The following is a 23,835-nucleotide window of genomic DNA, read 5'->3' on the forward strand; positions in this document are numbered from 1 at the left end:
GCTTGTCTGGAACTTCATGAGAGGCGGTGTGCAGATACCAGGCCAGCACGGCGAGGCTGACCGCGCTGATGACCAGATGCACGATGACGACGGACCAGTCGGTGTGGAGGCCGGCCGCGAGGTTGTCGATAGCGGCTGCTGACGCGAACGCGACTCCAGGGAGGCAATGGAAGCCGGCTTCAGGCCTCGCTTGATCGGCAGTGTGGTGATCAAGCGTCGCCCTTTTGGCCAGATGCTTGTTGGTTGTCCTCGAGGTAGCGCTTCAGTTCGCCCCAGATAGCCCGCTCCTGCCGCCGGCCCACCGCCACGACGAGCGGGTGGATCAGTGCCGCTGCGCCATGGGGATGCAAGTTCCAGGCCCAGCTCATGCGCGTGCCTTCGGAGGTCGGGTCGAAGGTCAAGGCGCCCTCGATGTCCATGGCCTGCATGTGGGTGACGGACCCGAGTCGGTGCGGACGCTGGAAGTCGGTGTACTCGATGGTCATGGGCACGCTGCGCCCCATCGTCGTGGTCTCCGCCCGGAACGTCGTCCCGACCCCAACGGGGCCGGGTGTCGCCTTTTCGACCCGGTGCAGCCGCGGGTTGAAGTGGGGCTCGTTGCGTTCGTCGGCCACGGTGTCGAACACGATGTCGGTAGGTCGCAAGATGTCGATCTCGCCCTGCACATCGGCGCGTGGAGCCGCGAGGTCTGCTGCGATCTGCCGGAACGCGAGGCGTCTGATCAACTCGCTGGCCGGGCGCACCATCCGCCAGTATCGGCGGAACCGGCGCCGGCTGTCGGCGTCGGTGAGCGCGACCCGAGTCTCCACGGTGAGAATCGCCGAGGCTGCCCCATAGGGGTCTGCCCGCAGGCTCAGCGCGATCTTGGCGAAACCTGGCCGGTCGAATGCAGCGAACTCCTCCGCCGTCCGAGGCTGCGTTGGGGATGCGGCGTCCGCCGCCCAGGGCCGCGAGAGCTGACCGAGGACTATCTCGCTGCCGGCGCCTTCGGCCAACGTGAGCCAGTTCAACGGTGGCCCAGCCATGTCGAGGACCCGCAGGCGTCGTGGCCGCTGGCTCGGTGTCGCCAGCGAGCGGGCCCTGATCAGGGTCCGCACCAGAGGGTTCCGGAGCACGTCGAGCTCGCATGCTGCGCGGAAGCACGCCTCCGGTGGGGTGTGGAAGACGCTCGCGTGCACGATGGCGTAGTCGTAGCTCGGGAGCACCTGGTCAATCAGCAGTGTCACCATGCGACACCTTCTCTCTGGTGAGGTGGGCGTCGTGGGTCAGGCCGGCACGTGCGAACGTGACGCTGAGCAGGACTCCCACGGTGATCAGCACGAGCCAGGTGACCAGCAGCGACATCACCTCGAACCGGTAGTCCAAGCCGGTGCCGTAGATGCCCGCAAAGACAACCAGGAGAAGAAGGGTCAACGCGCCACCAGCAACGAAGACCCACGCGGTCGCGCGAGCCAGCTTGGATCCCCGTGTCGCCAGGGCGATGCCAAGGAACACGAACGCCAAGTTCAGCGTCGCGTATCCGACGTTCTCCAACCCGATGAACATCCCGTGGGGGTTGTACTGGGACAAGACCGAGAGGTCCTCCGTTTCACCAGTACGTAGGCCGGCCTGCAAGACGGTGAGCTGAACCGCGTAGTCGACCACCAGCGCTCCCGCCGCCATCACCGTCAGGCACACACCGGCAGCGCTGAACAGCCTCCGACCGGGCGGCACCCAGTAGTGGAGGCAGACCGACAGGACGAGGAACACAACGGCCATCAGCAGCGTCGGGTACATCCACAGGTAGTCCCGCGGCACGAACGCCGCAGCATCGGTGTACGGATACGCGACGCACCCGCCGTGGCAGTTCGGCCCCGACCGCGGTGGTGTCGTGATCCCGGTCGCAACAGAGACTGCCGCAACCACCGCCGTCGAGGCAGCGACCCAGAAACCGAACCCGACGACCGCTGGGACATCGATCGGAACGGTTAGGTCTGCGTCGGTTCCACTCCTCCTGCCGATCGGCGGATCACCGGGGACTGCGGCACTGCTCGCCACTGGCCGTGCAGCCGTGGGCATAACCTTGCGCCTCCGCAGATGCGCCATTGCCGGACCTCCGATCCAATCGATGTACTGGGTCGGTCTTCTTCACGCTGTGGCTCTCCGCGGACAGTCACAAGAGGCGGAGGTCCTACCGTCCCGGGGAGGTCAGGCCCTGGAGGCGGAGAACAGCCGTGATCTCCCAGAACCAGAGATTGCCGGGCAGACCCGACGGGACGATCACCGCGCCTCGCGCCACCCATGCTCCGGGTATCACTGCCAGCCTTGCCAACCGAACGCCCGGACATGCCGCAGTTGGCGCATTGCGAGGTCAGTCTCCGGCAAGCTGAGATCGTGCTAGAACCGACGCACCCATGCTGCCGTTCCTCGTCGATCTAGAGCGCGAGTTCGACGCCGGACTCGAGCGGGACTACGACCCACGGAGCTGGTCAGGTACGCCATCGGAGCCAGCGACTACTGGGCCGATCTGACACTTGGCTGGCTTGACCAGGGCGTGCCGCCCCAGCCGTTGGTGACCGAACTGGAGCAGCTAGAGGCGGACAAGAGCCCGACCACAGAACCTGCGACACCAAGCGCGCCGCCCTGCGAAAGTCAACCGGACAAACGCACTGACATAGCCGCGATCCGTGCCGGCCGCCTACCGCCTCGGCGAACGACCCGAGCCGCCCGTCTGCCCGTGAGATCCCGCATCCCCGGTGGACTGCCCGCGCGCTCGACGCGTAATCGTCAAGCGCCTGACGGCTGTGCCGCCCTCAGGCTCTCGGCGCATCGAAGGCCCGCGACGGTGATCGCACCTAGCGCTGTCATCATCGCGACACCGAACCATCCTGCGGCCTGTATCGATGAGTCAGCTCCATCAACCGCGGTGGTGCAGAAGAGCGACATGATGATGCCGAGCACGGTGAAGATCACGGCTACTCCCGGTACCCCAGTCGGCTCGCGCTGTCGTCTGGCCACGAGGAGCGGCAATCCGCGAAACGGCAGAACATAGCCAATTGCGACGAACGCCGCAGTCGCCCCAAAGGCGAGGTAGCCAGGCATGTCGAGAACAACCGCCATCACCGCCATAACAACTGCACCGAGCACAGCGGCGGCCAGGACCAGCATCTTCTTGGGCACAACGCGGACACTACGTGTCGACCCAGCATGCCGCCAAGGCCAGGTACGCGGTTTGCAATCGTGGTTGCAGGTCGATGCCGTACAGACCGGTTCGCGTCGTCCACGTCGCGATTGACTGGTCTCCGTTCCGCATCTGAAGGATCGATGATGAACCGCTGAGCGTTGCCCAGCTCGCGCAGCTCGTGAGTCCGAGAGGAGCCCGAGCCATGACCTGAGGCGCGCGAGACCTCAGCCATACTTTAAGGTCACGTGATGCGCAACCCCTTGCCGCCTTGACCGTCCTCGCCGTCGTCATCACCGGGTGCGCTTATCCAGTCGCCGGAGCCAACCCGGCCAAATCGAACCCACCTCCGCCAGCCACGCCCACCAGCAGTCCTGTCACCGTTCAGCCAGCGACCGGCACGGCCAAGCTGATCTCTGCCGAACTCCGCGAGCTCCGAGTCATTGCCGCCCGGCCTGAGGTGCCGGGATACAAGCGAGACCAGTTCGGGCAGACCTGGACCGACGACCACGCTGGCCGCGGTGGCCACAACGGCTGCGACACCCGCAACGACGTACTCGCGGCCCAACTGACCGCGGTGCAGTACCGCAGCGGCTCCAGATGCGTGGTCATCGCTGGCACCCTCCCCGTCGAGCCCTACACAGGTCGCCGGGTCGAGTTCCGCAAGGCCGTCGCGACCAAGGTGCAGATCGACCACGTGTATCCGCTCGCCCGGGCGTGGGACATGGGCGCGGCGCGATGGCCGCTCCAGCGACGCGTCGACTTCGCGAACGACCAGGCAGCGAACCTGCTGGCTGTTGATGGACCGGCCAACGCGTCAAAGAACGACGCTGGGCCTGGCGAGTGGCTGCCGATCAACCGCAGCTACCGATGCACCTACGTCCTGCAGTACCTCCAGGTCGCCCGCAAGTACGCGCTGCCGATCACCGCGGCCGATCGCAACGCCGCCCAGGCGATCACCCGAACCTGCCCCTAGAAGGCCAGGTGTGGCGACGGCGTCAGCCGTCCAGTTGCTTGACCACCACTATGCCGCCAGCGGTTTGATGGTGGTCGACGAACCCGGAGCCGAGGTACAGCCGCAGTGCGGCCACGTTGTCTCCATCCACGTACAAGCTAAAAACGCGGTAGCCGTCTCGCACTGCACGAGCAGCGACGCACGTGGACGATCGCCGCAACCGGGGGGTGGTCGACATGCATGGCATGACTCGTGGCACGAAACGACGGATACGCATGGGGAATCTCGCGCTCTCTCTGGGGCGGCCGTGTTGCTAGAAGCGCTGGTAGAGAGCAGATGCGACGCTGTCGTTCTTCCTCGTAATGAGAAGGTCGGCAGTCGCATTGTTGGCTTACCGGGCAGGCCCGCCCAGCACGATGTGATCCGCCAGCAGAGGCGCGACACATGTTCGCCGATTGATTCGTTACCGGCTGGAATGCCTGGCGACCCTGGGCGCCGGCCAACGCACGCACATGCCGAATTCAGGAAGGGCTCGACGGGAAGGCCAACTGCGGATCATGCCAGGGCCCGGCGTTATCGGGTCGAGCGCTCGTGGAGCAAATGTGCCGCCGGGCCTGGCCTGGTTACCCTCGGCGCGGCGAGTGTGGCAGCGGGTTCCGCTGCCAGGCGTGTGCCTGCGATGATTCGCGTGTGAGCACAGAGCGTCGCGTGGGACCGCAGTTGGCTGACGGTGCGGTCGGCCGCTGTTGGCGGGTGGCCCTGTCCATCCGGCTCGGCACGGGAGCGGCAGTCGTCGCGACTGGCGCGATCGCCCTGATCTCCAGCGCGATGCAAGACGACCACCCGATCAGCGACCCGCTCACGGCGATCGCGATATACGCGGCGCTGTGGTGGTTTGGCGTCGTACGGCCCGCGGTCTGGCTGTCACCCGACGAGCTGGTTGTGCGCAATCGGCTGCGGACTCACCGAATCGCCAGAGACAACGTCGTTTCAGCCAGGTCCGGCTCGCACGGAATCATCATCATTCGACGAGATGGTCGCCCTTGCACCGCCGTGGGCTTGTGGAAGCCCAAGCGCGCCGAGGAGCGCGCGGCCAGCCTGATCACCTACTGGGCGCAGACCCCGCGATCGAGCAATCAAGGCGAGGCTCCCGAGAGTTCGTACGCGGAGACTCAGGAAAGCCCGACCAGGCGGCGCGTTGTCGACATCTTGGCCGCCGCCGGTCTCGCCATCGCCCTCACCATTCCGGCCGTACTCGTGGCCTGGCCCCACAACCCTGAGTGGCTGTGGCCAATCGCCTGCCTCATCCTGGTCATCGCTTTGGTGCTGGCCATGACCTCGAGCTCTGTCACACACTCTTCCTCGCGCAGGCTGAAGTAGCGCTTCCACTCCTCGTCTATTCGCTGCCCGCTTCGAGCTTCAGCCATGTGCTGGTCAGAGGTACGGATCTCCGGGCCGAACGCCCGGATTTGCCGCAGATAGTGAAGGCGTGGACCTGCTGGTACGAAGACCGTCTCTCCCAGACCCTCCGCCCGTTCGTTCGCGTGCCGGTGGTGGACCGCGGTCTTCGCCGATGGCAGGCCCAGCGAAGAGCATGATGGCTGCATGCCCGACTTCGTGTGGCTCCCGGCCAATCAAGCATCGACAGAGGACGTCGAGGCGGTCTTCGCCACGGGTGGAGCCCACAAGTGCCGTTGCCAAGCGCTGAAGGTGCCCGGCTGGATCTGGCGGGACACGACCCAGGAGCAGAGGGATGCCGCGCTGCTGGAGCAGACCGCCTGCGGTACCACCACCGGAGCGACGTCGGGGCTGATCGGGTACGTCGGCGGCGAGGCGGCCGGCTGGGTCGCGGTCGAGCCGCGGGAGAACTACCCGAGGCTGTGGAGCCGGAAGCAGGCGTGGATGCGGATGGACCCCGAGCTTGAGGGCGTCTGGTCAGTCACGTGCTTCGTCGTGCGCAAGGGCCGGCGTCAGTCGGGGCTGACCTACGAGCTCGCCGCCGCCACCGTTGAGTACGGCGAGCAGGTCGGCGCCCGCGTCCTGGAGGGGTACCCGATCGAGCCGCCGCCGGGCAAGACCGTGATCTGGGACGAGGCCTCGGTCGGGCTAGTCCAGGTCTTCCTCGATGCCGGTTACGAGGTGGTGGCCTCGCCCACCCTGCGGCGGCGTGTGGTGCGGCGACGACTGCGCAACCATTCATGACCGTCGCCCGACGAAGGGACCATGTCGCTCGGACGTGCCGCAGATGGCGTGCGCTGCGGCAACCGGAGTAGCCGCCGTCCGGGCGACCGATGTCGCCGAGTTGACCCCCGCCATCAGGAGTAGGAGCCCTGACCATAAGTCTCAAGCGGGACCGTGAAGCCCACCGCGTGGTTCGCCTTCAGGAACGCCACGCGCTCATCTACAGCATCGATCGCGTTGCCTAGCGAGAGTCCACCCACTTCCGCCAAATGCTCGAGCGCCCTGATGATCCTGCCGTCGAACAGGAAGCGGTCGGCCACAGACCAAACGTCGTCCGGCACCTCCACAGGCGAAGACTCTAGCTTCGCTTCGGCGTTTCCGCATGCCGCGATCCGTGTGGTCATGCCGATCAGCGCTTGCTCCATGCGTGCGCTACGCGTTGATGCGAGAGATGGCAATCAGCGCCGGATAGTCCCGCGCCCAGACGAACTCACGGCGGTAGTACTCGGCCCAATAGCTTCGTGCGCGGGCTTCGGTGAGGGTCACGAAGGCGGGGTTTTCATGTGCGAATTGGGAGAGCGCCTCCAGGAGGCACGAGCCGTTGACGCGGTCGCGTTCGATCCGTTCGGCTATGTCCACGACGATCTCCAGGACGTACTCGCCGAGGAACTGCACAACGAACGGAGCGACGAAGGGTTCAGCGGAGTCGAGCAGCCAGGGCAGCGCGGTTTGCCGAACGTGCCCATCGTGGTGTCGTGAGTAGAAGCACCCAAGGACTGTGCGCTCGACTGAGGTGGCCGCATCCCAGTCGCGAGCCGAGAGGTGATCGCTGTAGATCCGGTAGGGAACCTCAATCGCTTGGCCCGATGCCACAAGAGTCGGCCACGCGCGCGAGTTGCTCTCGGTGATCAGGCCGGACTGGTCGAACTCCGAGGGTGGTAACTTCAGGGCTGCTTTGGTGACCACAGGCGCTAAATCCCGAGGGAACGCGCGAAGCCAGTCAACCGTCATGCCCCTGATCCTAGGAGCCGGACGACGTCCGGATCCGCCGCAGATGGTGCATGTGTGAGCGGTTGACGTGACTGGCACGTTCTTGGGCACCGGGGGAAATGGAGATCTCACAGCCAGGGCCGGCCGTTTCCGGTGTCGTTGTCGTCATGTCTGGCGTGCTGCGGTTAGCTGTCGCTGCCTACTTGGCTCGGTTCAAGGGCCAGTCCCGCATCCACACCGAGTCGGACCTGCGGGGGTATCTGGTGTGGTGCGAGCGGCGGGGCCTGGACCCGCTGACAGCGGGCCGGCCACACGTTGAGCTGTATGTCCGGTGGTTACAGGAGGTGCGCCGGCACCAGCCGTCGACGGTGTCGCGCCGGTTGTCGGTCGTTGCGGGCTTCTACCGGACCTGCGTGATCGACGGCGTTCTCGAGCACTCCCCGGCTGAGTACGTGCGCCGCCCGCACGTGCCGGCCCAATCGCCGACCCTCGGGTTGAGTCACCTGCAGTTCGAGGCCATGTTGTCCGTGGCCAGGCAATCACCCAGTCGGTTCGACTTCGCCCTGGTAACGATGTTGGGTCTGCTCGGGCTGCGGATCTTCGAGGCCACCGGCAGCGACATCGAAGATCTCGGCGAACAACACGGCCACCGGGATCTGCGCGTGCACGGCAAGGGCGACAAGATCGCCCTGGTTCCGCTTCCCCCAGCCGTTGGCCGGGCCATCGAACGCGCCGTCGACGACCGGGCGGCTGGACCGATCCTGCTGACGTCTCGCGGCACCCGGATGGACCGGCACTGCGCCACCCGCAGACTGCGGCACCTCGCCGAAACAAGCGGGGGTCAAGCTGCCGCGGATGCACCGGCACATGCTCAGGCACACCTTCGTCACCACCATGCTCGACGCCGGCGTCGACCTACGCGACGTCCAGATCGCCGCCCGCCACGCCGACCCGAGAACCACCATGCGCTACGACCGCGCCCGCAACAACCTCGACCGCCACCCCAACTACATCCTCGCCGCCTACATGGCCTCCGCCACCTGACAGAACCTTCCGGCCGCCATCCGAGCTCACTGACATGCCGATGAGCGGTTGCCCACCGGGGAGCGCTTCGGCGTCCGAAGTATTGACACATATCCATATGGAGATATGTTCGAACGGTGGCCCGCGCCTCGACAACTTCGGATGTCTTCAACGCAGTCGGTGACGTCCACCGCCGCGCGATCCTCGATGTGCTGCTCACAGGCGAGAAGCCGGTTGGGGCGATAGTCCGCGACGTCTCGATGTCTCAGCCCCAGGTCTCCAGGCACCTACGGGTGCTCGGTGAGGTGGGACTCGTTAGCTGCCGGGCCGATGGCCGCCGCCGGCTCTACCGCCTGGCTCCAGAGCACCTTCAACCCTTGCACGACTGGGTGGCCAAGTACGAGCGGGCGATCAACGACCGACTGGATCGGATCGAGGACTACCTCGAAGAGTTGCAACGACAAGGAGAGGACAGTGGCACCTGATCGGCACGGCTCTGCAGTCATCACGTTCCCCAACGAGCTCGAGGTTGTCATCACCCGAGAGTTCGACGCTCCGATCGCTCTCGTCTTCGACGTGTTGACGAAGCCCGAGCACGTGAGCAAGTGGGGTGCGACACCCCCGGACCGGATGACGGAATGCTCGATCGACTTGCGGGTCGGGGGCAATTACCACTCCTCCTTCGTGACCGGAGACGGCACCGTGTTCTCGTTCAGCGGGACATACCTAGAGGTCGAGGCGCCGGCCCGAACCGTGGAGACGTGGCACTTCAACTGTTGGCCGGATGTTGAGGCAGTCGAAACGATGGAGCTGCAGGAACGTGACGGAATAACGACGTTCACCTGGAGACTCGCGTTCCGCGACAAGGCCGGACGCGACCACATGACCAGTTTCGACGGCCGGCAAGACAGCCTCGACGAGATGGAAAACATCCTCAGGTCACTTCTCAACCCCAGCCGCGCCTAACAAGGGAAACGCACTCACATGCCGCGATCCGTGCATTCGACTGTCGCAGATCAGCTGGCGGACGAGCGTCGCGCATCAGTCGACGGAGGACAACGTGCAGGCATCTCGGTTGCTGAGTTTGCCTCTAACAGATCAAGGCGCGCCTTCGGCGCGCGGCGCGGGCGTGCGTATGCGGCCTCCGGCCGTTCACCGCCCGCGCCCGCTCTCGGTGTCTTTCAGGAGAGCCAAGAGCAGTGCCTCCGGCGGGGCCTCACGACTCCGAGATGACGGGTCCGATCGGCCGGCACTTTGGTCGGGGGCCGGGGTGCGTCTTCCCGCCTGCCGCTCAGCTCAGTCAGGCCCAGGACCTATCAGGAGCCGCCAGTGGGGCTGAACGGCAGACGGGAAGACGCGGGGTGGGAGTCATGTGCAGGGCACCGCTAGGTGTGCGTTCGTGCTGGTCTGGGGCTTGCGGCGATTAGGGGGATGGGGCGGGCGTGGTGTCGAGAGCCCAGAGCGCGCGGTAGTACGCGGTCCGGATCGGATCGGGCTCAACTCCGTACGCGGAAAGCAAGGTTTCCTCCCAGCCTGGGCCGTAGTTCCACTCGGTACTCCAAGTCGCGACAGCGAGATCTGCCCATCGGTCAGCCGTACCGAGGTGAGCCATATCGACCTGGCCCGAATACTGGCCGTCCTCAGTGATGAGAGTGTTTGGCACACAGGCGTCGCCGTGGCACACCACCAGCTTGTCTATCGAGGTTGAAGCTGGGAGACCGCTCGTCGAGTCCTTGCCCGCAACAGCGGCTTGCTCAGTCCTGTCTTCCACCGACCAGGTGAATGGACACCTGTCAACTGGCAGCTCGTCGTGAAGCGCTCGCAGCCCTACACCAGCTGCGCGGACGGCCGTCTCGGGATTCTCTTTCCAATGATCGCTGATAGCGCTGTCCCCGGGCAGCCCGGCCGTAAGCATCCAAGCTCCGTCAGCGTCCGCCCCGTAGTCGAGCACGACTGGTACCGATGCGAACTCACAGGCCCATTGCAGCCGCTCGACTTCTGCGGGCAGGTCGACGCCAGATCCGGCCGGTGCCCACTTTGCGAACCTGCGCGAAGGTCCTGCACCTACCTGAAAGGTCAAGCCGCCAAGGCCGTTGCGCCAGACCGGGATAACTGACTCGTCGCCGCCGAGTCGACGAATCTGCACGGGCACGGCTACGTCATCGGGTGGGCGGCCGCTGATCAGCATGAACCGAGCCTCCCGCGTCAGATTCTGGAACTGCTAACGGATTTGCTAACACGCCGGGTGGACTGATGGCGACCGGCGTAGGCGGTTCCGAGAATATCGGGGGCATGCGCCCCAACACGATCGTACGGACTCGATCAGACGACTTATCGGCGACTCTGAAATCACGGGTCGCCGATGGCCCCAGTCCGACCCCAACGACCCCTGACGAGGTGCGTTGGTCGGCACCACTGGCAGCAGGAGCGTGTGAAGCAGGGCGGCGGTCATCGAGCTGTGCAGGCTCCTGCGGATCAGAAGGTGCCGACGCCGGCGGCGTGATCAGCGTCCTGAGGTGGTCGAGATGCGTGGCATGACTCGTGGCACGAAATGACGGATACGCATGGGGAATCTCGCGCTCGTTGGGGGCGGACGTGTTGCTGAAGACGCTGGTAGAGAGCAGATGCGACGGTGTAGGTCTTCCTCGTAATGAGAAGGTCGTCGGTTCGGTTCCGACGGGCGCCGCCTGTTGCTGCTCGACGAGCCGGTCGGCGGGTAGACGCCCGGCGACCGGGGTGTGCCAAGAACCAGGCCCACGGCGAATCCGGCAGAGTGGCTCTGGGGTCCGTGATCTGCCGACGCGGCCCGCGCCACGCTGACGGCCAAATCGGCGCCGGGACCGAGTCCAAGCCGGCATCTTCGCCTGGGACATGGTCCCGTTGGGTGCTCGTGCGCGTACGCACCGTGGCGGTATAGGCCGGTTTCGGTTAATGATCGGCAATAAATTACCGAGACGGGGATTCGTTCCGTACTCTCCCTCCGGGGACGATCCACACGATCTGGGGGGAACCTTGCTTCGCAGGCTGCTTGCCTCGGTGGCGGCGCTGGCCGTCGCTGCGGCCGCGATCCTGTTCATCAACCGCGCCGCCGACGCGGCGGCTGCCAATATCTCCGTCACCGCCACGCAGGCGACGACCGGGACGACGACCTTGACGTACCGCGCGACGGTGCTGAAGGCGGGCACGATTCGCGAGATCACCATGGCGATTCCGGCCGGGACGACCGGGCGGGTGACCTCGGTCAACGGCACGGTCAGCTCGGTCACGAGCACCGTGTTGCGCTGGCGTCCGGCCAAGACTGTCAACGTTGCCGTCGGTGCCCGGCTCGCGATCCCGCTGTATGGGTTGAAGCTGCCCGCCGGCGGCCCGTGGACGCTGGGATTCAAATCGATCGGAACGGCTGGGCAGGTCATCACCTCCGGCGCCGGCGTCCTGCAGCCCTTGCAGACCTACACGCCGCAGGTGGCGATCAAGGCGACCAACCCGATCCCCGGGCAGACAACGAACCTGGTGTATCAGGCCACCGTCACCAAGGCCGGCACCCTTGCTGCCGTTCGTATGCAGTTGCCGACCGGCGCCACCGGCACGTACACCACCATCAACGGCACTCTCACCGTCGACGGCGGCTACGCGACCTGGAAGCCGAAGGCACCGATCAGCGTCCAGCCCGGCGCACGCCTCGGGATTCCGGTCAACGGTGTCGTGCTGTCCAAGTACGGCGGCACGATGAGCCTGAGCGTGTCCGCGACGACCTCGACGGGTGTCGTCCTGACCGCCGGCTCCGCGAGCGTGCCGTTCATCGCGCCGCCCGCCCCGATGCCCGTGCTCGCGGCGGCCGGCTTCGCCGCGATCCCCGCCGGGTGCCCCGACAGTTGGCCGACGACGTCCGCGGAGAACGCCAAGGCCGGCACGGCCGACTGGGTCATCCCACAAACCATGGACGGTCCGTTGGCCGCCTATCTGACCGAGGTGTCGGCCAGCTGCGGTGACACTGTGGATCTGAAGGTCACCTCGGGCAATCCGGTGAGCGTTGTCGCCTATCGGATGGGGTACTACGCCGGTCTCGGAGCGCGGGAGGTCTGGCGGGAGGACGACGTACCGACCGTGGCCCAGGACAAGCCGACCACCGGGGGTACGTCGCTCGACGGCAAGGACCTGCGGATGACGTCGGCGGCCCACTGGACCAAGACCTTGAGCATCCCCGTCGACAAGGTGTGGGTTCCGGGCACGTATCTGATCAAGGTCAGCGACGGGACGGCGGCGTCGTACGCGCCGCTGACGGTCAGGGACGACACTGGTACGAAGCACGACCTGTTGATCCAGCAGGCGAACGCGACTTGGCAGGCGTACAACAGCTACGGCGGAGCGGGCTTCTACACCGGGGGAGTCGACGGCGGCTCCGGCCGGCTGACCTTCGACCGCCCCTACAACGAGGGACAGGGCTCCGGGCAGTACCTCTCGCTCGAGCAGGGGCTGGTGTTCTGGGCCGAGTCCAAGGGGCTGGACGTCACCTACTGGACCGACAACGACCTGGACGAGTTCGGCGCCCAACTGCCGTCCCGGGCGGGGACGCTGTTCCTGCCAGGGCACGACGAGTACTACTCGTTGCGGATGCGTGCCGCGCTCAGCCAGGGCATCGCCCGCGGTGTGAACGTCGCCAACCTCGGCGCGAACACGGCCTACCGCTTGATCACGTTCACCGACGACACCCGGCGGGCGTGGGACATCGACCGGTATACCGACGGCTACAACTCCACCACCTGGCGATACCAGGGTGATGCGTACGCGTCGCAGCCGCTGCTGGGCGCGGACTACTTCTGTCCGGTGCTGGGCAACACCCTGACCACCGGGACCGGCTGGATGTTCGACGGTGTCCCAGCCGGCACCCAGCTGCCCGGGTTCATCGCCGGAGAGGTCGACTTCGTCTGGCCGGACCTCTACAAACAGCCTGGGCTGACCACACTGGCCAGCGGCACCGGAACGTGCCGCTCGAACGGCAGGGCGACCCCGATGCACGTCACCGCCTACACCGCACCGTCGGGCGCCCGGGTGATGAACGGCTCCACCTTCGCCTACGGCTGCTTCCTGGTACGACGCTGCCCGACGAACTGGACCGTCCCCGCCCCAGACGAAGCCTCACAGCAGGCGGTCGTGACGATGGTCGGCAACATCACCGAATGGGTCTCCCGCGGAACCATCGACGTACCAGCCGACACCGTGGCGGCCAAGGTCCGAGTCGCAGTACCGAAGTACAAGCTGGAGACGACAACGCAGCCCTGACCCACGCTCGCGATGTTGGGGCGGCCACGGCGCAGCAGCGTCGTGGCCACCGGCTGGATGCCCTGCAGGTTCTGCCGGCGAGTCCCGTCGAGATCTCGGCCAGTCAGGTCGATATCACAACACGGTCCCCAGCCGGTGACTATTTCCGCGGCCCGGTGGCCGGCGCTTGCGAATCCTGCCCTGGTCGCGACCGACTGGGCTCTTTAACACGGTCGGACCGGCCGGTGGGTCGCTGCGGGCGGGTCGTTGCAACAACATGCAACTGGGTTGCCACGGTGGGTGTTCGACAGGTACAAATCTTCTTGTCTTTGCCGGTGGTACTCGGGGTGCGCCGGATTCCCGCCCAGTCTTGGAGTGTCGATGCGCCGCACCCGCAGGTTGCTGACGTCTGCCCTGGTCCTGTCTCTTCCGGCATCGTTCGGCGTCCCCGCGCTCGCGCTCGCGCATCCACAGCAGGTTGCGCGGGTCGCGGTACAGCAAGCTCCTCGCGCAGCCGTTGGTCCGCTGGCACCTCCGGTGCCTGCGCGGGTGGCCAAGACCTCGTCGACCACCGCAGCCGCGACCGGGAAGCCGACGCGGGTGCGGGAGATGCAGGAGCGTCGTACGGCGACGTCGTCGAGCTACCGGATGTCGGACGGCACGACGCAGGTCGAGTTGTCGACGGAGCCGGTGCACTACAAGGACTCCAAGGGCAAGTGGCAAGACATCGACACCAAGGTCACGGCCGGCACTGGCGAGGACGCGTTCGAGAACGCGAAGAACGGCTTCCGTACCCGGTTCGGAAAGTCGACCGACCGGCTGCTGTCGTTCGAGGCCGACGGGGCGTCGATCAGTCTCGGCGCGGCGGGCGAGAAGCGGCAGTTGACGCCGCTGGTGAAGGACTCCTCGGTGGGCTTCGCCGACGTCTTCGGTACGGCAGACGTTCGCTACTACGTGTCGCGCACGGGCGTGAAGGAGACCGTCGTACTGACGGCGCCGGCCGACGCGGCGAACGAGTACACGTTCGAGCTACGCACCAGCGGCCTGACGGCCAAAGCGCAACCGGACGGATCGATCGGCTTCTTTAAGAAGAACGGCGACACCCGTCCGAAGTATGTGATCCCGGCGCCGAACATGTACGACTCGTCGGCGGCGAACCGGCTCGGGCAGCCGGGGTATTCGGAGAAGATCACGCAGACGGTGACCCAGCAGGGCGGCAAGACGCTGCTCACGCTCAAGCCGGACCAGGCGTGGCTGACGGCGAAGGAGCGGGTGTTCCCGATCGTCATCGACCCGACGATCGTCGTCGTACCGGATCCGACGGCCGCGCAGGACACGTCGATCTCCGAGGCGAACGGCACCACGAACTACGGCACGAACCCGACGATGCTGGTCGGCGACGACGCCAGCCACAACACGTGGCGTGGTCTGCTGAAGTTCGACCTGTCGATGATCCCGTCGACCACCACGATCCGGTCTGCTGATCTGAACGTGCACTACGGGGCAGGCTTCGGCGCAGACGTGAAGCTGCCGTTCTCGGCGGTGAAGGTCACGTCGGACTGGTCGGAGTCGACCGCCACGTGGGCGTCGATGAACACCTTCTGGAACGGGACGTACGCCACCAACACGGTGCAGGTGGACGACCAGGACACCCTGTCGGCGTCGTATGAAGGGTCCTGGAAGTACCAAAGCAACACGAGCGCCATCAACGGCTCGTTCTCGTATGCACCGACGGGGACCACGCCGGATACGTTCACGTGGGATGCGCGGGTGCCGAGCGAGGGCGACTACCAGGTGCAGGGGCACTACTACCCGTCAAGCGTGCGGGGCAGCCTGCCGACGACGCTCATCGGCGCGACGCCCGACGGCGTGCCGACCACGCAGCCGGTCGTGTGGAACCAGACGGCCGGTACGCCCGGAGCCGGAGGCGACCTCTGGTACACGCTGGGAACGATCCACGCGCGCCCCGGCAACACAACGCGGGTGACGGCCAAACGCGACCAGAGCGGGGTCGCCACCATCCCGATCGCGGATGCGATGAAGTGGACGAAGTACTCGACGGCGACCAAGCAGGCCGGTGACCGGGATGGTTGGCATTCGTACGGGCTGGGCAGCTATGTCCAGTCGTGGCTGAACGGCTCGTCGCCGAACTACGGGGTGATGCTGAAGGCAGTCGACGAGAACCCGGCGACCGCGCCGGCCGGTGGTCTGTATTACAGCGCGAGCGAGGACACGTACGGCGGGGAGACCGCGGCCCGGCCGAACCTGGTGGTCACGTACGACGAGCCGGGTGTCGCGCTCAACCCGCCGTCGACGATCAACGCCAGCGGCGCGGAGCTCACCTGGAGCAAGTACGTCGACCCGACGCCGGCCGATGACGACGACCTGGTCGAGTACCAGATCTTCCGCGGCTGTCGCGCGCTGCCGGGGAACACGTGCGCCACGCCGGTCGGCGACTACTACTCGACTACCGCTCCGGCTGCCTTGGAGTTGGTCGGGACGGTGCCCCCGGATGTGACGTCGTTCACCGACGACACCGCGACGCCGTCCTCGGCAACCGAGCCCGCGACGTACAGCTACTGGATCGTGGCCCGGACGGTGGGGGACGGGTCGTCGAACGGCAAGGCCGCGTCGAACGTCCAGACGGTGACGATGCCGCGTGAGGGCCGGATCCTGCAGTCGTTTGGTGGTGACATCTCCGACACGACGTTGAGCAAGACACAGGCGACGGTGAATCTGCAACGTCCGGACGGCGGCACGTCGAACACGCGGTATTGGGTGCAGGTCGGTAACAATCACCCGACGTACGGCGCCGAGCGTGGGGTGTTCGAGTTCGACACGTCGTCGATCAAGCAGGGCACGAAGGTCACCGACGCGCGGGTGGAGTTGTTCTCGAACTACGGCTCCGGCAGCGGCCGCGCGGACTTCGACCTCTACGGACTAACGAAGGACTTCGTCGAAGATCAGGCGACCTGGAATCAAGCGACGTCGACGATCAACTGGACCGCTCCAGGTGGTGACTACGATCCCGCCCTGTTGGGATCGGTGCACCCCGACGGCAACGCGCAGCGGCTGACGTTCGCCTCCGCGGCCAACCCGGGCCTGCTCACGAAGTTGCAGTCGTGGGTCGACAACCCCGGTGACAACCACGGCCTGTTGCTGCGGACGCGTGACGAGGCGCCGGCTGCGGCGGGCCAGCAGCTGGTGAGCATCACGAACGGCGAGTCGCCTGACACGCTGTTCCGGCCGCGGTTGTGGATCGAGCACCTGGCCAAGAACCAGGCGGAGACCTATCAGGCCGACGAGATGCCGGAGCGGTTCGTCCCGGGCACTACGATCACGACGCCGGTCACGGTCACGAACACGACCAGCCAGACCTGGCCGGCCGGGTTGCAGTTGTCCTACCGCTGGACCGAGCCGGGCAGCACCACGGACATCACTGTGTCGGGTGACCGCAACTTCGTGCCGCTGGGCAAGGCGCTGGCGCCGGGCGAGGCGGTCAGGCTGAACCTGCCGATCCGGACGCCGATCAACTCCGACACCGGCACGAAACGGCTGGCCTACGACATCTACCTGGACCTGTGGACCGGCACGGACTGGTTCTCCACGACGGTCCCGCCGTCGTCGAACACCACACCCCCGTCGCAGGGCTGTGTCGTCGTGACCACCGGCTACCTGTGCGTCGACCGGTATGTCGAGGACCCGACATCCAACCAGCTCGGTCTGGAGAAGTTCCTGTCATACACCGGCGAGGAGACCGGCGGCGGTTCCCAGTTCCTCACGAACCTGTACTCCGGGAACGCGGTGTGGTCGTACGATGCGTTGTCGAACCCGTCGATCGGGCCGTCGGCGTTCGTCAGGCTGGCCTACAACTCGATGGACGGCACCGACCCAGGCGCCGGGTTCGGTATCTCGGTGCAGCCGGCGACGCTGACCAGGCTGGGCAGCTGGCTTTCGGTGCCGAGCGGTAACAGCGTCAACAACCTGATGACGTTCGTCGACGGCGACGGTACGACGCACACCTACAAGCTCGACACGCAGACGGCGAACCTGCTGACCTACACGCGGCCGGCCGGTGTGGGCATGGACCTCATCCGTGACCTGACGGCTGACGCGGCGCATCAGTGGGTGTTCTCTCGCCCGGACGGGACGCGGTTCTATTTCAACCAGGACACGGGTCGGCAGACGTCGGTGGTGGACCGTAACGGCAACACGATGTCGTTCGCCTATGACACTTCCGGCCGGTTGACGACGGTGACGGACTCGCGCAATCGGCAGGTGCTGACGCTCGGCTACAACACTGCCGGTTTGGTGTGGATCCGGGACGTGTCCGGGCGGGCGCTGAAGTTCAACTACAACAGCTCGCACCAGTTGACCAAGCTCGAGGACGGCGGCGCGTTCGATCCCGCCACTCAGTCGTTCGGGGCGGGTGCTCCGGTGAAGTCGTTCCAGCTCGGCTACACCGACACGTCGAACAACGGCAACACCAAGTTGATCTCGGTCAAGGACCCGCGCAACGCCGAGACCAAGGTCCTGTACTACACGTCGACGGAGAACTCGACCTACGCGTTGTGGCCGAAGAGCTACACCGACCGGCGCGGGAACGACACGACATTCTCGTACGCCGACCCGGACGGTTCGGCCGCTGAGGACATCGTCGCCACGGTGACCGATGTCAACGGGTCCACGCCGTCGGTGACGACGTACCGGATGGACGGCTACGGACGTACGACGAGCATCCTGGACGCCAACCAGAACGCGACCGGCGGAACGAAAGCCACCCTGCTGGGCTGGGACAGCGACCACAACGTGATCCGGCTGCAGGAGCCGAACGACGCGGTGTCGACCTGGGAGTACGACCCGAACACCGGCTACCCGCTGATCGTGCGCGACGCGATGGCGATCAAGAACGGCCTGCCAGGCGTGCTGCTGACCTACCAGACACTGACCACCGGCGCGAAGCCGACCGTGCTGCTGTCGAAGACGAGCGCCGCCGGCCGCACGGACACCTTCACCTATGAGGCGAACGGCAACGTCAAGACCGTGAAGAACGGCCGCGGCTTCGGCCCGACCTACGCCTACAACTCCAACGGGACCCTGGCCACGGCCACCGACGCGCGGGGCAACGCGACCCAGTACGGCGCCGACTCGAACTACGACCCGAGCGGCTATCCGCTGTCGATCACCGACCCGTTGCTGGCGGAGACCGACTTCACCTACGACATCCGCGGCAACGTGGTGCAGGTCAAGGACGCGCAGCAGCGGTTGACGACCGCGGAGTACGACGCATTCGGGCGACCGACCAAGGTCACCAAGCCCTACGACGCGACCCAGACCCCCGCGGTGACCCGCACCACCGCGACCGAGTACGACCTCAACGACAACGTCACCAAGGAGACCGCGCCCAACGGTGCACAGTCGGTATCGACGTACGACGCCGCGGACAACCTGTTGACGAAGACGCTGCCGGACAACAACACGACCGGCCGGCAGCTCGTCTACACCTACGACGTGCTCGGGCGGAAGGTCACCGAGACCGCGCCGAAGGGCGTCGCGACCACCACCGACCCGAACGACTTCGTCACGAAGTACAGCTATGACCGGATCGGTCAGGTGCTGAAGGTCGAGACCCCGTTCCTTGATTCGGACGGGTCGACGAAGACGCCGACCACGAGCTACGAGTACGACCTGGTCGGCAACCAGACCACCGTGATCGACCCGCTGCGCAACGCGTCGCCGGCGACGGACTACACCTCGAAGACGGTCTACGACCTCAACCACCAGCCCACGGCCGTCACAGATGCCGCCGGCTACACGAGCAAGAAGGTGTACGACGCGGACGGGCTGGTGACCGCGGAGATCGACCAGACCGGGCACACGAAGACGACCAAGTACGACGAGGCCGGGCAGCCGATCGAGGTTAGTGTTCCGCACACGGCCATCGGTGGGCATCAGGAGCAGTGGGTCACCAAGCTGACCTATGACGAGGTCGGCAACGTCACCCGGCAGACGCGCCCGACCAACGCCGATCGTCCGACTGCGCTGTATTCGGAGACCGTCTACGACAAGAACAACCGGCCGGTCCAGAACAAGTCGGCGTTCGACACCACGACCACCTTGTACAAGACGCCGTCGAGCACGTTCATCCAGTACTACCCGACCGGCGAGATCAAAGCACAATCCGAACCGACATTCGGCAGCACTCAGCCGCCAGCGACGCAGTGGACCAACTTCACCTACTACGGCTCCGGTGACATCAAGACCTCGACGGATCCGTGGCAGATTACCGCGACGTACGGCTACAACCAGCTGGGTCAGCAGACGGACCGTACGTTGACGGTGCCGGGCGATGACGCGAAGCGCACGCAAGCCTGGGGCTACTACCCTGATGGTGCGTTGGCGTCGCGTTCGGACACGGCCGCGCAGCAGCCGGTCGACATCGTCGACAACGCCGACACCTGGCAGACCAGTTCCACCGGGACCTGGGCGACGGTCACCGGCGGCACGAACACGCAGGGCGCCAACTACCGCACCCACACGGCCGCCGCGGTTGGTACGCCGGAAGCGAGTGACACGTTCAACTGGCGGGTGCTGCCCGATGTGGCGGGCTCGTTCGACGTCTACGCATCCTGCCCCGTAACCACCGGCGCTACGACGGCGGCGACGTACACGATCAACCACTCCACCGGGGCGGCTACCAAGACGGTTGACCAGAAGGGGTGCACCGCGGCCACCCCGTGGATCAACCTGGGCAACTACAGCTTCCCGAACGGCGTCGCCAAATCCATCACCCTGAAGCCTTCTGCCACCGGTGTCGTGAGCGCGGACGCGATCAAACTGGTGTCGACCAACCCGGTCGACAGCCGGTCGTTCACCTACAACTACGACGCCAACGGTCAGCAGACCGAGGTCAAGGACAACAACCCGAGCGCCGCCACCGACACCTACAAGGTCACCACCGACGGCCTGGCCCGCACCACAAAGGTCGAGGAGCTCAAGGGCACGACGAGCAAGGCGACCACCGACTACACCTACGACCTCGACTCCAACATCCTGTCGACCAACGCACAACGACCTGCGGACGCCAACACCGTCGGCGTCACCCGCTACACCGGCTACACCTGGGACGTCCGCAACCTGGTCGACACCGTCAAGGCCGGCTCCACGTCGACGAGCACGGATACCTGGAGTTACACCTACGACCCCCGCGGCCTGCGCTCCACGATCACCAAACCGAACGGGAACCTGGCGACGTACACGTACCACGAGGACGGCCTGCCCCGGATCCTGACCGAGAAGACCACCGGCGGCAAGCTCGTCTCGTCGCACTCGCTGTACTACAACCCCGACGGCGACCGCTCGCTGGATGTCGAGAAGGTCCTGCAGGCGAACTCCTCGGAGTACCTGGACCAGGCCTCGGCCTACACCTACACACCCGCCCGGCAACTCGCCGCGGTGACCAAAACCGGTGTGGACAAGGGCGACAACGAGGCGTACGAGTACGACGCGGCCGGCAACACCACCAAGCAAACCATCGGCGCGACGACGTCGACGATGACCTACGACCGCAACCGGCTAACCAAAACCGTCACCGGCACCACGACCCTGAACCAGCGCTACGACCCGTTCGGTCGCACCACCACGACCGACGTTGGTTCGCAGGTGGTCGAGCAGAACGCCTACGACGGCTACGACCGCCTGGTCCGGCAGCAGAAGTTCGACACGACCGGCACGGCGACGTACACCCGGAACCAGACTTACGACCCGTTCGACCGCGTCAGTAACCAGTCCGAGAAGGTCGGCACGGCGGCCTCGGTCACCACTAGGTACACGTTCGTCGGGCTGGCGAACCAGGTCACGGTCGAGGAAGAGCAAGGCAGCACCGGGACCTGGAAGACCTCCAAGTCCTACGCGTACGGCGCCGGCGGTGAGAACTTGTCGCTGGTCGACTCGCCAGTGAGCGGTACGACGTCGAAGAAGTCGTTCTACGGCACCAACCCGCACGGCGACGTCGAAACCCTCACTGACGCCACCACCGGCACGACGACCTCGACCTACCGGTACACCGCTTACGGTCAGCCGGACAAGGTCGGTACGACGGGCGACGACGCGATCAAGGACGATCAGGCCCAGGACGCCGACATCGTCAACCCGTACCGCTTCAACTCGGCCCGTTTCGACGGGGCCACCGGCACCTATGACATGGGGTTCCGCGAATACAACCCCGGCCTCAACCGCTACCTGTCCCGCGACTACTACAACGGCGCCCTGAAGGACCTCGCCCTGGGCACCGACCCATGGAACGCCAACCGGTATGCCTTCGCCGGCGGCAACCCCATCACCGGCATCGAACTCGACGGCCACTACGCCATCGACGATGACGGGAACCCGATCAAGCCGATTCCAACCTTGCCAGCCGACCGCGAGGGTCGCGTTGGCCTGACACAACAGGAGAGCGTTCACACCAACGACTGGCCGTCGTACGTCTCAACGACCAAGTCTTCGCTCAGCCGTGAAGAAGGCGAACGGCGGTATCGAAACTCGATCACCTACATCTATGGCGAAATGTATCGCAACTCGCGTTCAGACACAGCAAATGCCATGCGAACCCAGCAATTCATGGGCATTGGCGCCCACGCGGACAATCTTTGGATCTGGCACCAAACCGTCTGCTCAGGGTGTCAATGGGATCACAAGCCCATCTTGCAACGGCAGTATGATATAAAGGCTGTCTCTGAAAGATACTGGGCGGTTCCGGGTAAGAATCTGGCCGTAAGCTATGATATCTACTCCAACATCCACTACGGCTATGTTGGCAGTAGGGTCGGCATCGGTCGGCAAGAGCTTCAAGTCGGCGCGAACGGGGGCGGCGCTGCGGGTAAGAACGACAACGGCGACAAGCTCTCGGTCGACGTCGGCGTCGATCTCTATGAGAAGTACGGTATAGATCTGACAGAGGCCGAGTTGGCGTCTGCCGTCGACAGACTGGTGGATGATCTTGATGCGATTCGCGCAAGCCAGGTAGTGAAGTTTCCCTGATGTGAAAGCACGGTCCCAGTGGTCATACATGATGTGAGTGCGACGCAACGCGGTCATCGCCGACGACGGTCGCTATTGCTATCCCTGTTGGCTTTCGTGATCGCGTTGGTTCTGTGCGGGTTGTTGGTGGCATACCACGGATCGCGACGGGACGTTGACGCGGATTCGCTGCTCGATGGTGCGGCCGGATTTTCAGCTGAATCCACGCAGTGGCAGTATGAGCGCGAGATTCCTACACGGTTGATGGATGGCGACCTGTGGCCATCCGATAAGGCGGGACGGGCTTGGGGGAATGCGTCTGGCCGTCTGGCTCAGAGGGTGTACAGATACAGTTCTCCAGGATTGGCTCGCCTGGAGTTCGCAAGATCCGATCCTGCCGTCGTCTATTGCGATCCGGGTGAGTGCGACGGCACGAGATCCGTTGCCTTGCGTGCGCCTGCTCCCTCAGATGCTTACAAGGCGGTCTGCATTAAGGGAGATGACTATTGCACCAACTATGTATATGTGGGCCGCTTCGGGCAGTACATCGTCGAGGTTCAGTACAACGCGGGCCTGAGTGGCCCGGTCCTGACGGACGAGGGATTTTCGGTAGTAGCCGCGCATTTCGAGGATGTCGTAGCCTTCAAGATCAGGTCCTGACGCGACGGTAGGCCGGCTCTTCACGAGCTGGTAGTTGCGGCCTGAAGCCGCCGACATGAACGGCCAGCAGACCGAGGTCAAGGACGACAACCCCAACGCCCTCGCCGACACCTTCAAGATCACCACCGACGGCCTCGCCCGGATGTCGCAGGTCCAGGAGCTGAAGACCGGCGCGGAGAAGGCGAAGACCGACTACACCTACGACCTCGACTCCAACGTCCTGTCGACCAACGCGCAACGTGCCGCGGACGCGAACACGCTCGGCGTGTCTCGCTACACGGCTTAAGGAGCTCCCGGAGCTGTCGCCAAGTGACAAGTAAGCGATCGGATCTCGGGAGGCCCGTGTCGTCGGGTCTTGTTTCATAGGTGGTCGCTCGTGAAACACGTCGGCGCCCCGCCAACGACGAGCGGGCGCTGACGTTTCATGAGTTGTTGCAAACAACTGGACGAGTGAAACGTACTTATGAAACAGTCGGTCGCTGTGAGCAGCGCCGACCATGGTCACCGGGACTACCAGCACGTGGAAGCGTATGCGTGCCCGATGTCGACCTGCGCCGCCCCGGCTGGCTCGCCGTGCCGTACGGGGAAG

The 23,835-nt window shown here is 65.3% G+C and carries 17 protein-coding genes; 10 read left to right on the forward strand and 7 right to left on the reverse strand.

The annotated features are described in order from the left end of the window. Window positions 1-209 precede the first annotated feature (209 nt). From OG558_RS22580 to OG558_RS22590, 3 genes are all read right to left on the reverse strand, one after another. The gene (locus tag OG558_RS22580; RefSeq protein ID WP_405072067.1) at window positions 210-1,226 is read right to left on the reverse strand and encodes an SRPBCC family protein; all 1,017 of its coding nucleotides are present in this window, start codon (window positions 1,224-1,226) and stop codon (window positions 210-212) included. Further along, complete coding sequence (locus OG558_RS22585; RefSeq protein WP_405072068.1) at window positions 1,210-1,797, reverse strand: hypothetical protein; 588 nt, start codon at window positions 1,795-1,797, stop codon at window positions 1,210-1,212. Before OG558_RS22585 ends, OG558_RS22580 begins: the two co-directional genes overlap by 17 nt. Window positions 1,798-2,766: 969 nt before the next feature. Further along, the gene (locus tag OG558_RS22590) at window positions 2,767-3,159 is read right to left on the reverse strand and encodes a hypothetical protein (protein WP_405072069.1); all 393 of its coding nucleotides are present in this window, start codon (window positions 3,157-3,159) and stop codon (window positions 2,767-2,769) included. A gap of 272 nt (window positions 3,160-3,431) precedes the next feature. Between OG558_RS22590 and OG558_RS22595 the strand changes: the two genes are divergently transcribed. The 3 genes from OG558_RS22595 to OG558_RS22605 all read left to right on the forward strand — a co-directional run bounded on the left by OG558_RS22595 (window position 3,432) and on the right by OG558_RS22605 (window position 6,317). After that, window positions 3,432-4,136, forward strand: a complete 705-nt coding sequence (locus OG558_RS22595; protein ID WP_405072070.1) for an HNH endonuclease family protein — start codon at window positions 3,432-3,434, stop codon at window positions 4,134-4,136. A gap of 687 nt (window positions 4,137-4,823) precedes the next feature. Continuing rightward, window positions 4,824-5,495: a hypothetical protein gene (locus OG558_RS22600; RefSeq protein ID WP_405072071.1), complete on the forward strand. Its 672-nt coding sequence runs from the start codon at window positions 4,824-4,826 to the stop codon at window positions 5,493-5,495. 225 nt (window positions 5,496-5,720) lie between these two features. Beyond that, window positions 5,721-6,317, forward strand: a complete 597-nt coding sequence (locus OG558_RS22605; RefSeq protein ID WP_405072072.1) for a hypothetical protein — start codon at window positions 5,721-5,723, stop codon at window positions 6,315-6,317. A gap of 113 nt (window positions 6,318-6,430) precedes the next feature. Here the strand turns inward: OG558_RS22605 and OG558_RS22610 are convergent, their stop codons facing one another. From OG558_RS22610 to OG558_RS22620, 3 genes are all read right to left on the reverse strand, one after another. After that, on the reverse strand, window positions 6,431-6,721 hold the full coding sequence (locus OG558_RS22610; protein ID WP_405072073.1) for a hypothetical protein: 291 nt from the start codon (window positions 6,719-6,721) through the stop codon (window positions 6,431-6,433). A gap of 7 nt (window positions 6,722-6,728) precedes the next feature. After that, window positions 6,729-7,307 carry a hypothetical protein gene (locus OG558_RS22615; protein ID WP_405072074.1) on the reverse strand — a complete coding sequence of 193 codons (579 nt, stop codon included), beginning with the start codon at window positions 7,305-7,307 and terminating at the stop codon, window positions 6,729-6,731. 518 nt (window positions 7,308-7,825) lie between these two features. Further along, window positions 7,826-8,083, reverse strand: coding sequence for a hypothetical protein (locus tag OG558_RS22620; RefSeq protein ID WP_405072075.1), 258 nt, complete (start codon window positions 8,081-8,083; stop codon window positions 7,826-7,828). A 58-nt stretch (window positions 8,084-8,141) separates the two neighbouring features. Here OG558_RS22620 and OG558_RS22625 point away from each other — a divergent pair, with 58 nt between their 5' ends. The 3 genes from OG558_RS22625 to OG558_RS22635 all read left to right on the forward strand — a co-directional run bounded on the left by OG558_RS22625 (window position 8,142) and on the right by OG558_RS22635 (window position 9,275). Beyond that, entirely contained in the window at window positions 8,142-8,330 is a 189-nt protein-coding gene (locus OG558_RS22625; protein ID WP_405072076.1) for a tyrosine-type recombinase/integrase, read from the forward strand. A gap of 116 nt (window positions 8,331-8,446) precedes the next feature. Beyond that, window positions 8,447-8,794 carry an ArsR/SmtB family transcription factor gene (locus OG558_RS22630; protein WP_405072077.1) on the forward strand — a complete coding sequence of 116 codons (348 nt, stop codon included), beginning with the start codon at window positions 8,447-8,449 and terminating at the stop codon, window positions 8,792-8,794. Continuing rightward, entirely contained in the window at window positions 8,784-9,275 is a 492-nt protein-coding gene (locus tag OG558_RS22635) for an SRPBCC domain-containing protein (RefSeq protein ID WP_405072078.1), read from the forward strand. The genes OG558_RS22630 and OG558_RS22635 overlap by 11 nt, the downstream gene beginning before the upstream one ends. 457 nt (window positions 9,276-9,732) lie before the next feature. Here the strand turns inward: OG558_RS22635 and OG558_RS22640 are convergent, their stop codons facing one another. Further along, complete coding sequence (locus tag OG558_RS22640) at window positions 9,733-10,497, reverse strand: phosphotransferase (protein WP_405072079.1); 765 nt, start codon at window positions 10,495-10,497, stop codon at window positions 9,733-9,735. Window positions 10,498-11,321: 824 nt separating this feature from the next. Between OG558_RS22640 and OG558_RS22645 the strand changes: the two genes are divergently transcribed. The 4 genes from OG558_RS22645 to OG558_RS22660 all read left to right on the forward strand — a co-directional run bounded on the left by OG558_RS22645 (window position 11,322) and on the right by OG558_RS22660 (window position 23,532). Next, window positions 11,322-13,589, forward strand: coding sequence for a N,N-dimethylformamidase beta subunit family domain-containing protein (locus OG558_RS22645; RefSeq protein ID WP_405072080.1), 2,268 nt, complete (start codon window positions 11,322-11,324; stop codon window positions 13,587-13,589). A gap of 360 nt (window positions 13,590-13,949) precedes the next feature. After that, the gene (locus OG558_RS22650) at window positions 13,950-22,607 is read left to right on the forward strand and encodes a DNRLRE domain-containing protein (RefSeq protein WP_405072081.1); all 8,658 of its coding nucleotides are present in this window, start codon (window positions 13,950-13,952) and stop codon (window positions 22,605-22,607) included. A gap of 87 nt (window positions 22,608-22,694) precedes the next feature. Then, window positions 22,695-23,246: a hypothetical protein gene (locus OG558_RS22655; RefSeq protein WP_405072082.1), complete on the forward strand. Its 552-nt coding sequence runs from the start codon at window positions 22,695-22,697 to the stop codon at window positions 23,244-23,246. Between the two features lie 55 nt (window positions 23,247-23,301). Next, complete coding sequence (locus OG558_RS22660) at window positions 23,302-23,532, forward strand: hypothetical protein (protein ID WP_405072083.1); 231 nt, start codon at window positions 23,302-23,304, stop codon at window positions 23,530-23,532. The last annotated feature ends 303 nt before the right edge of the window (window positions 23,533-23,835 follow it).

Source organism: Kribbella sp. NBC_01510 (assembly GCF_045040325.1).
Classification (GTDB): domain Bacteria; phylum Actinomycetota; class Actinomycetes; order Propionibacteriales; family Kribbellaceae; genus Kribbella.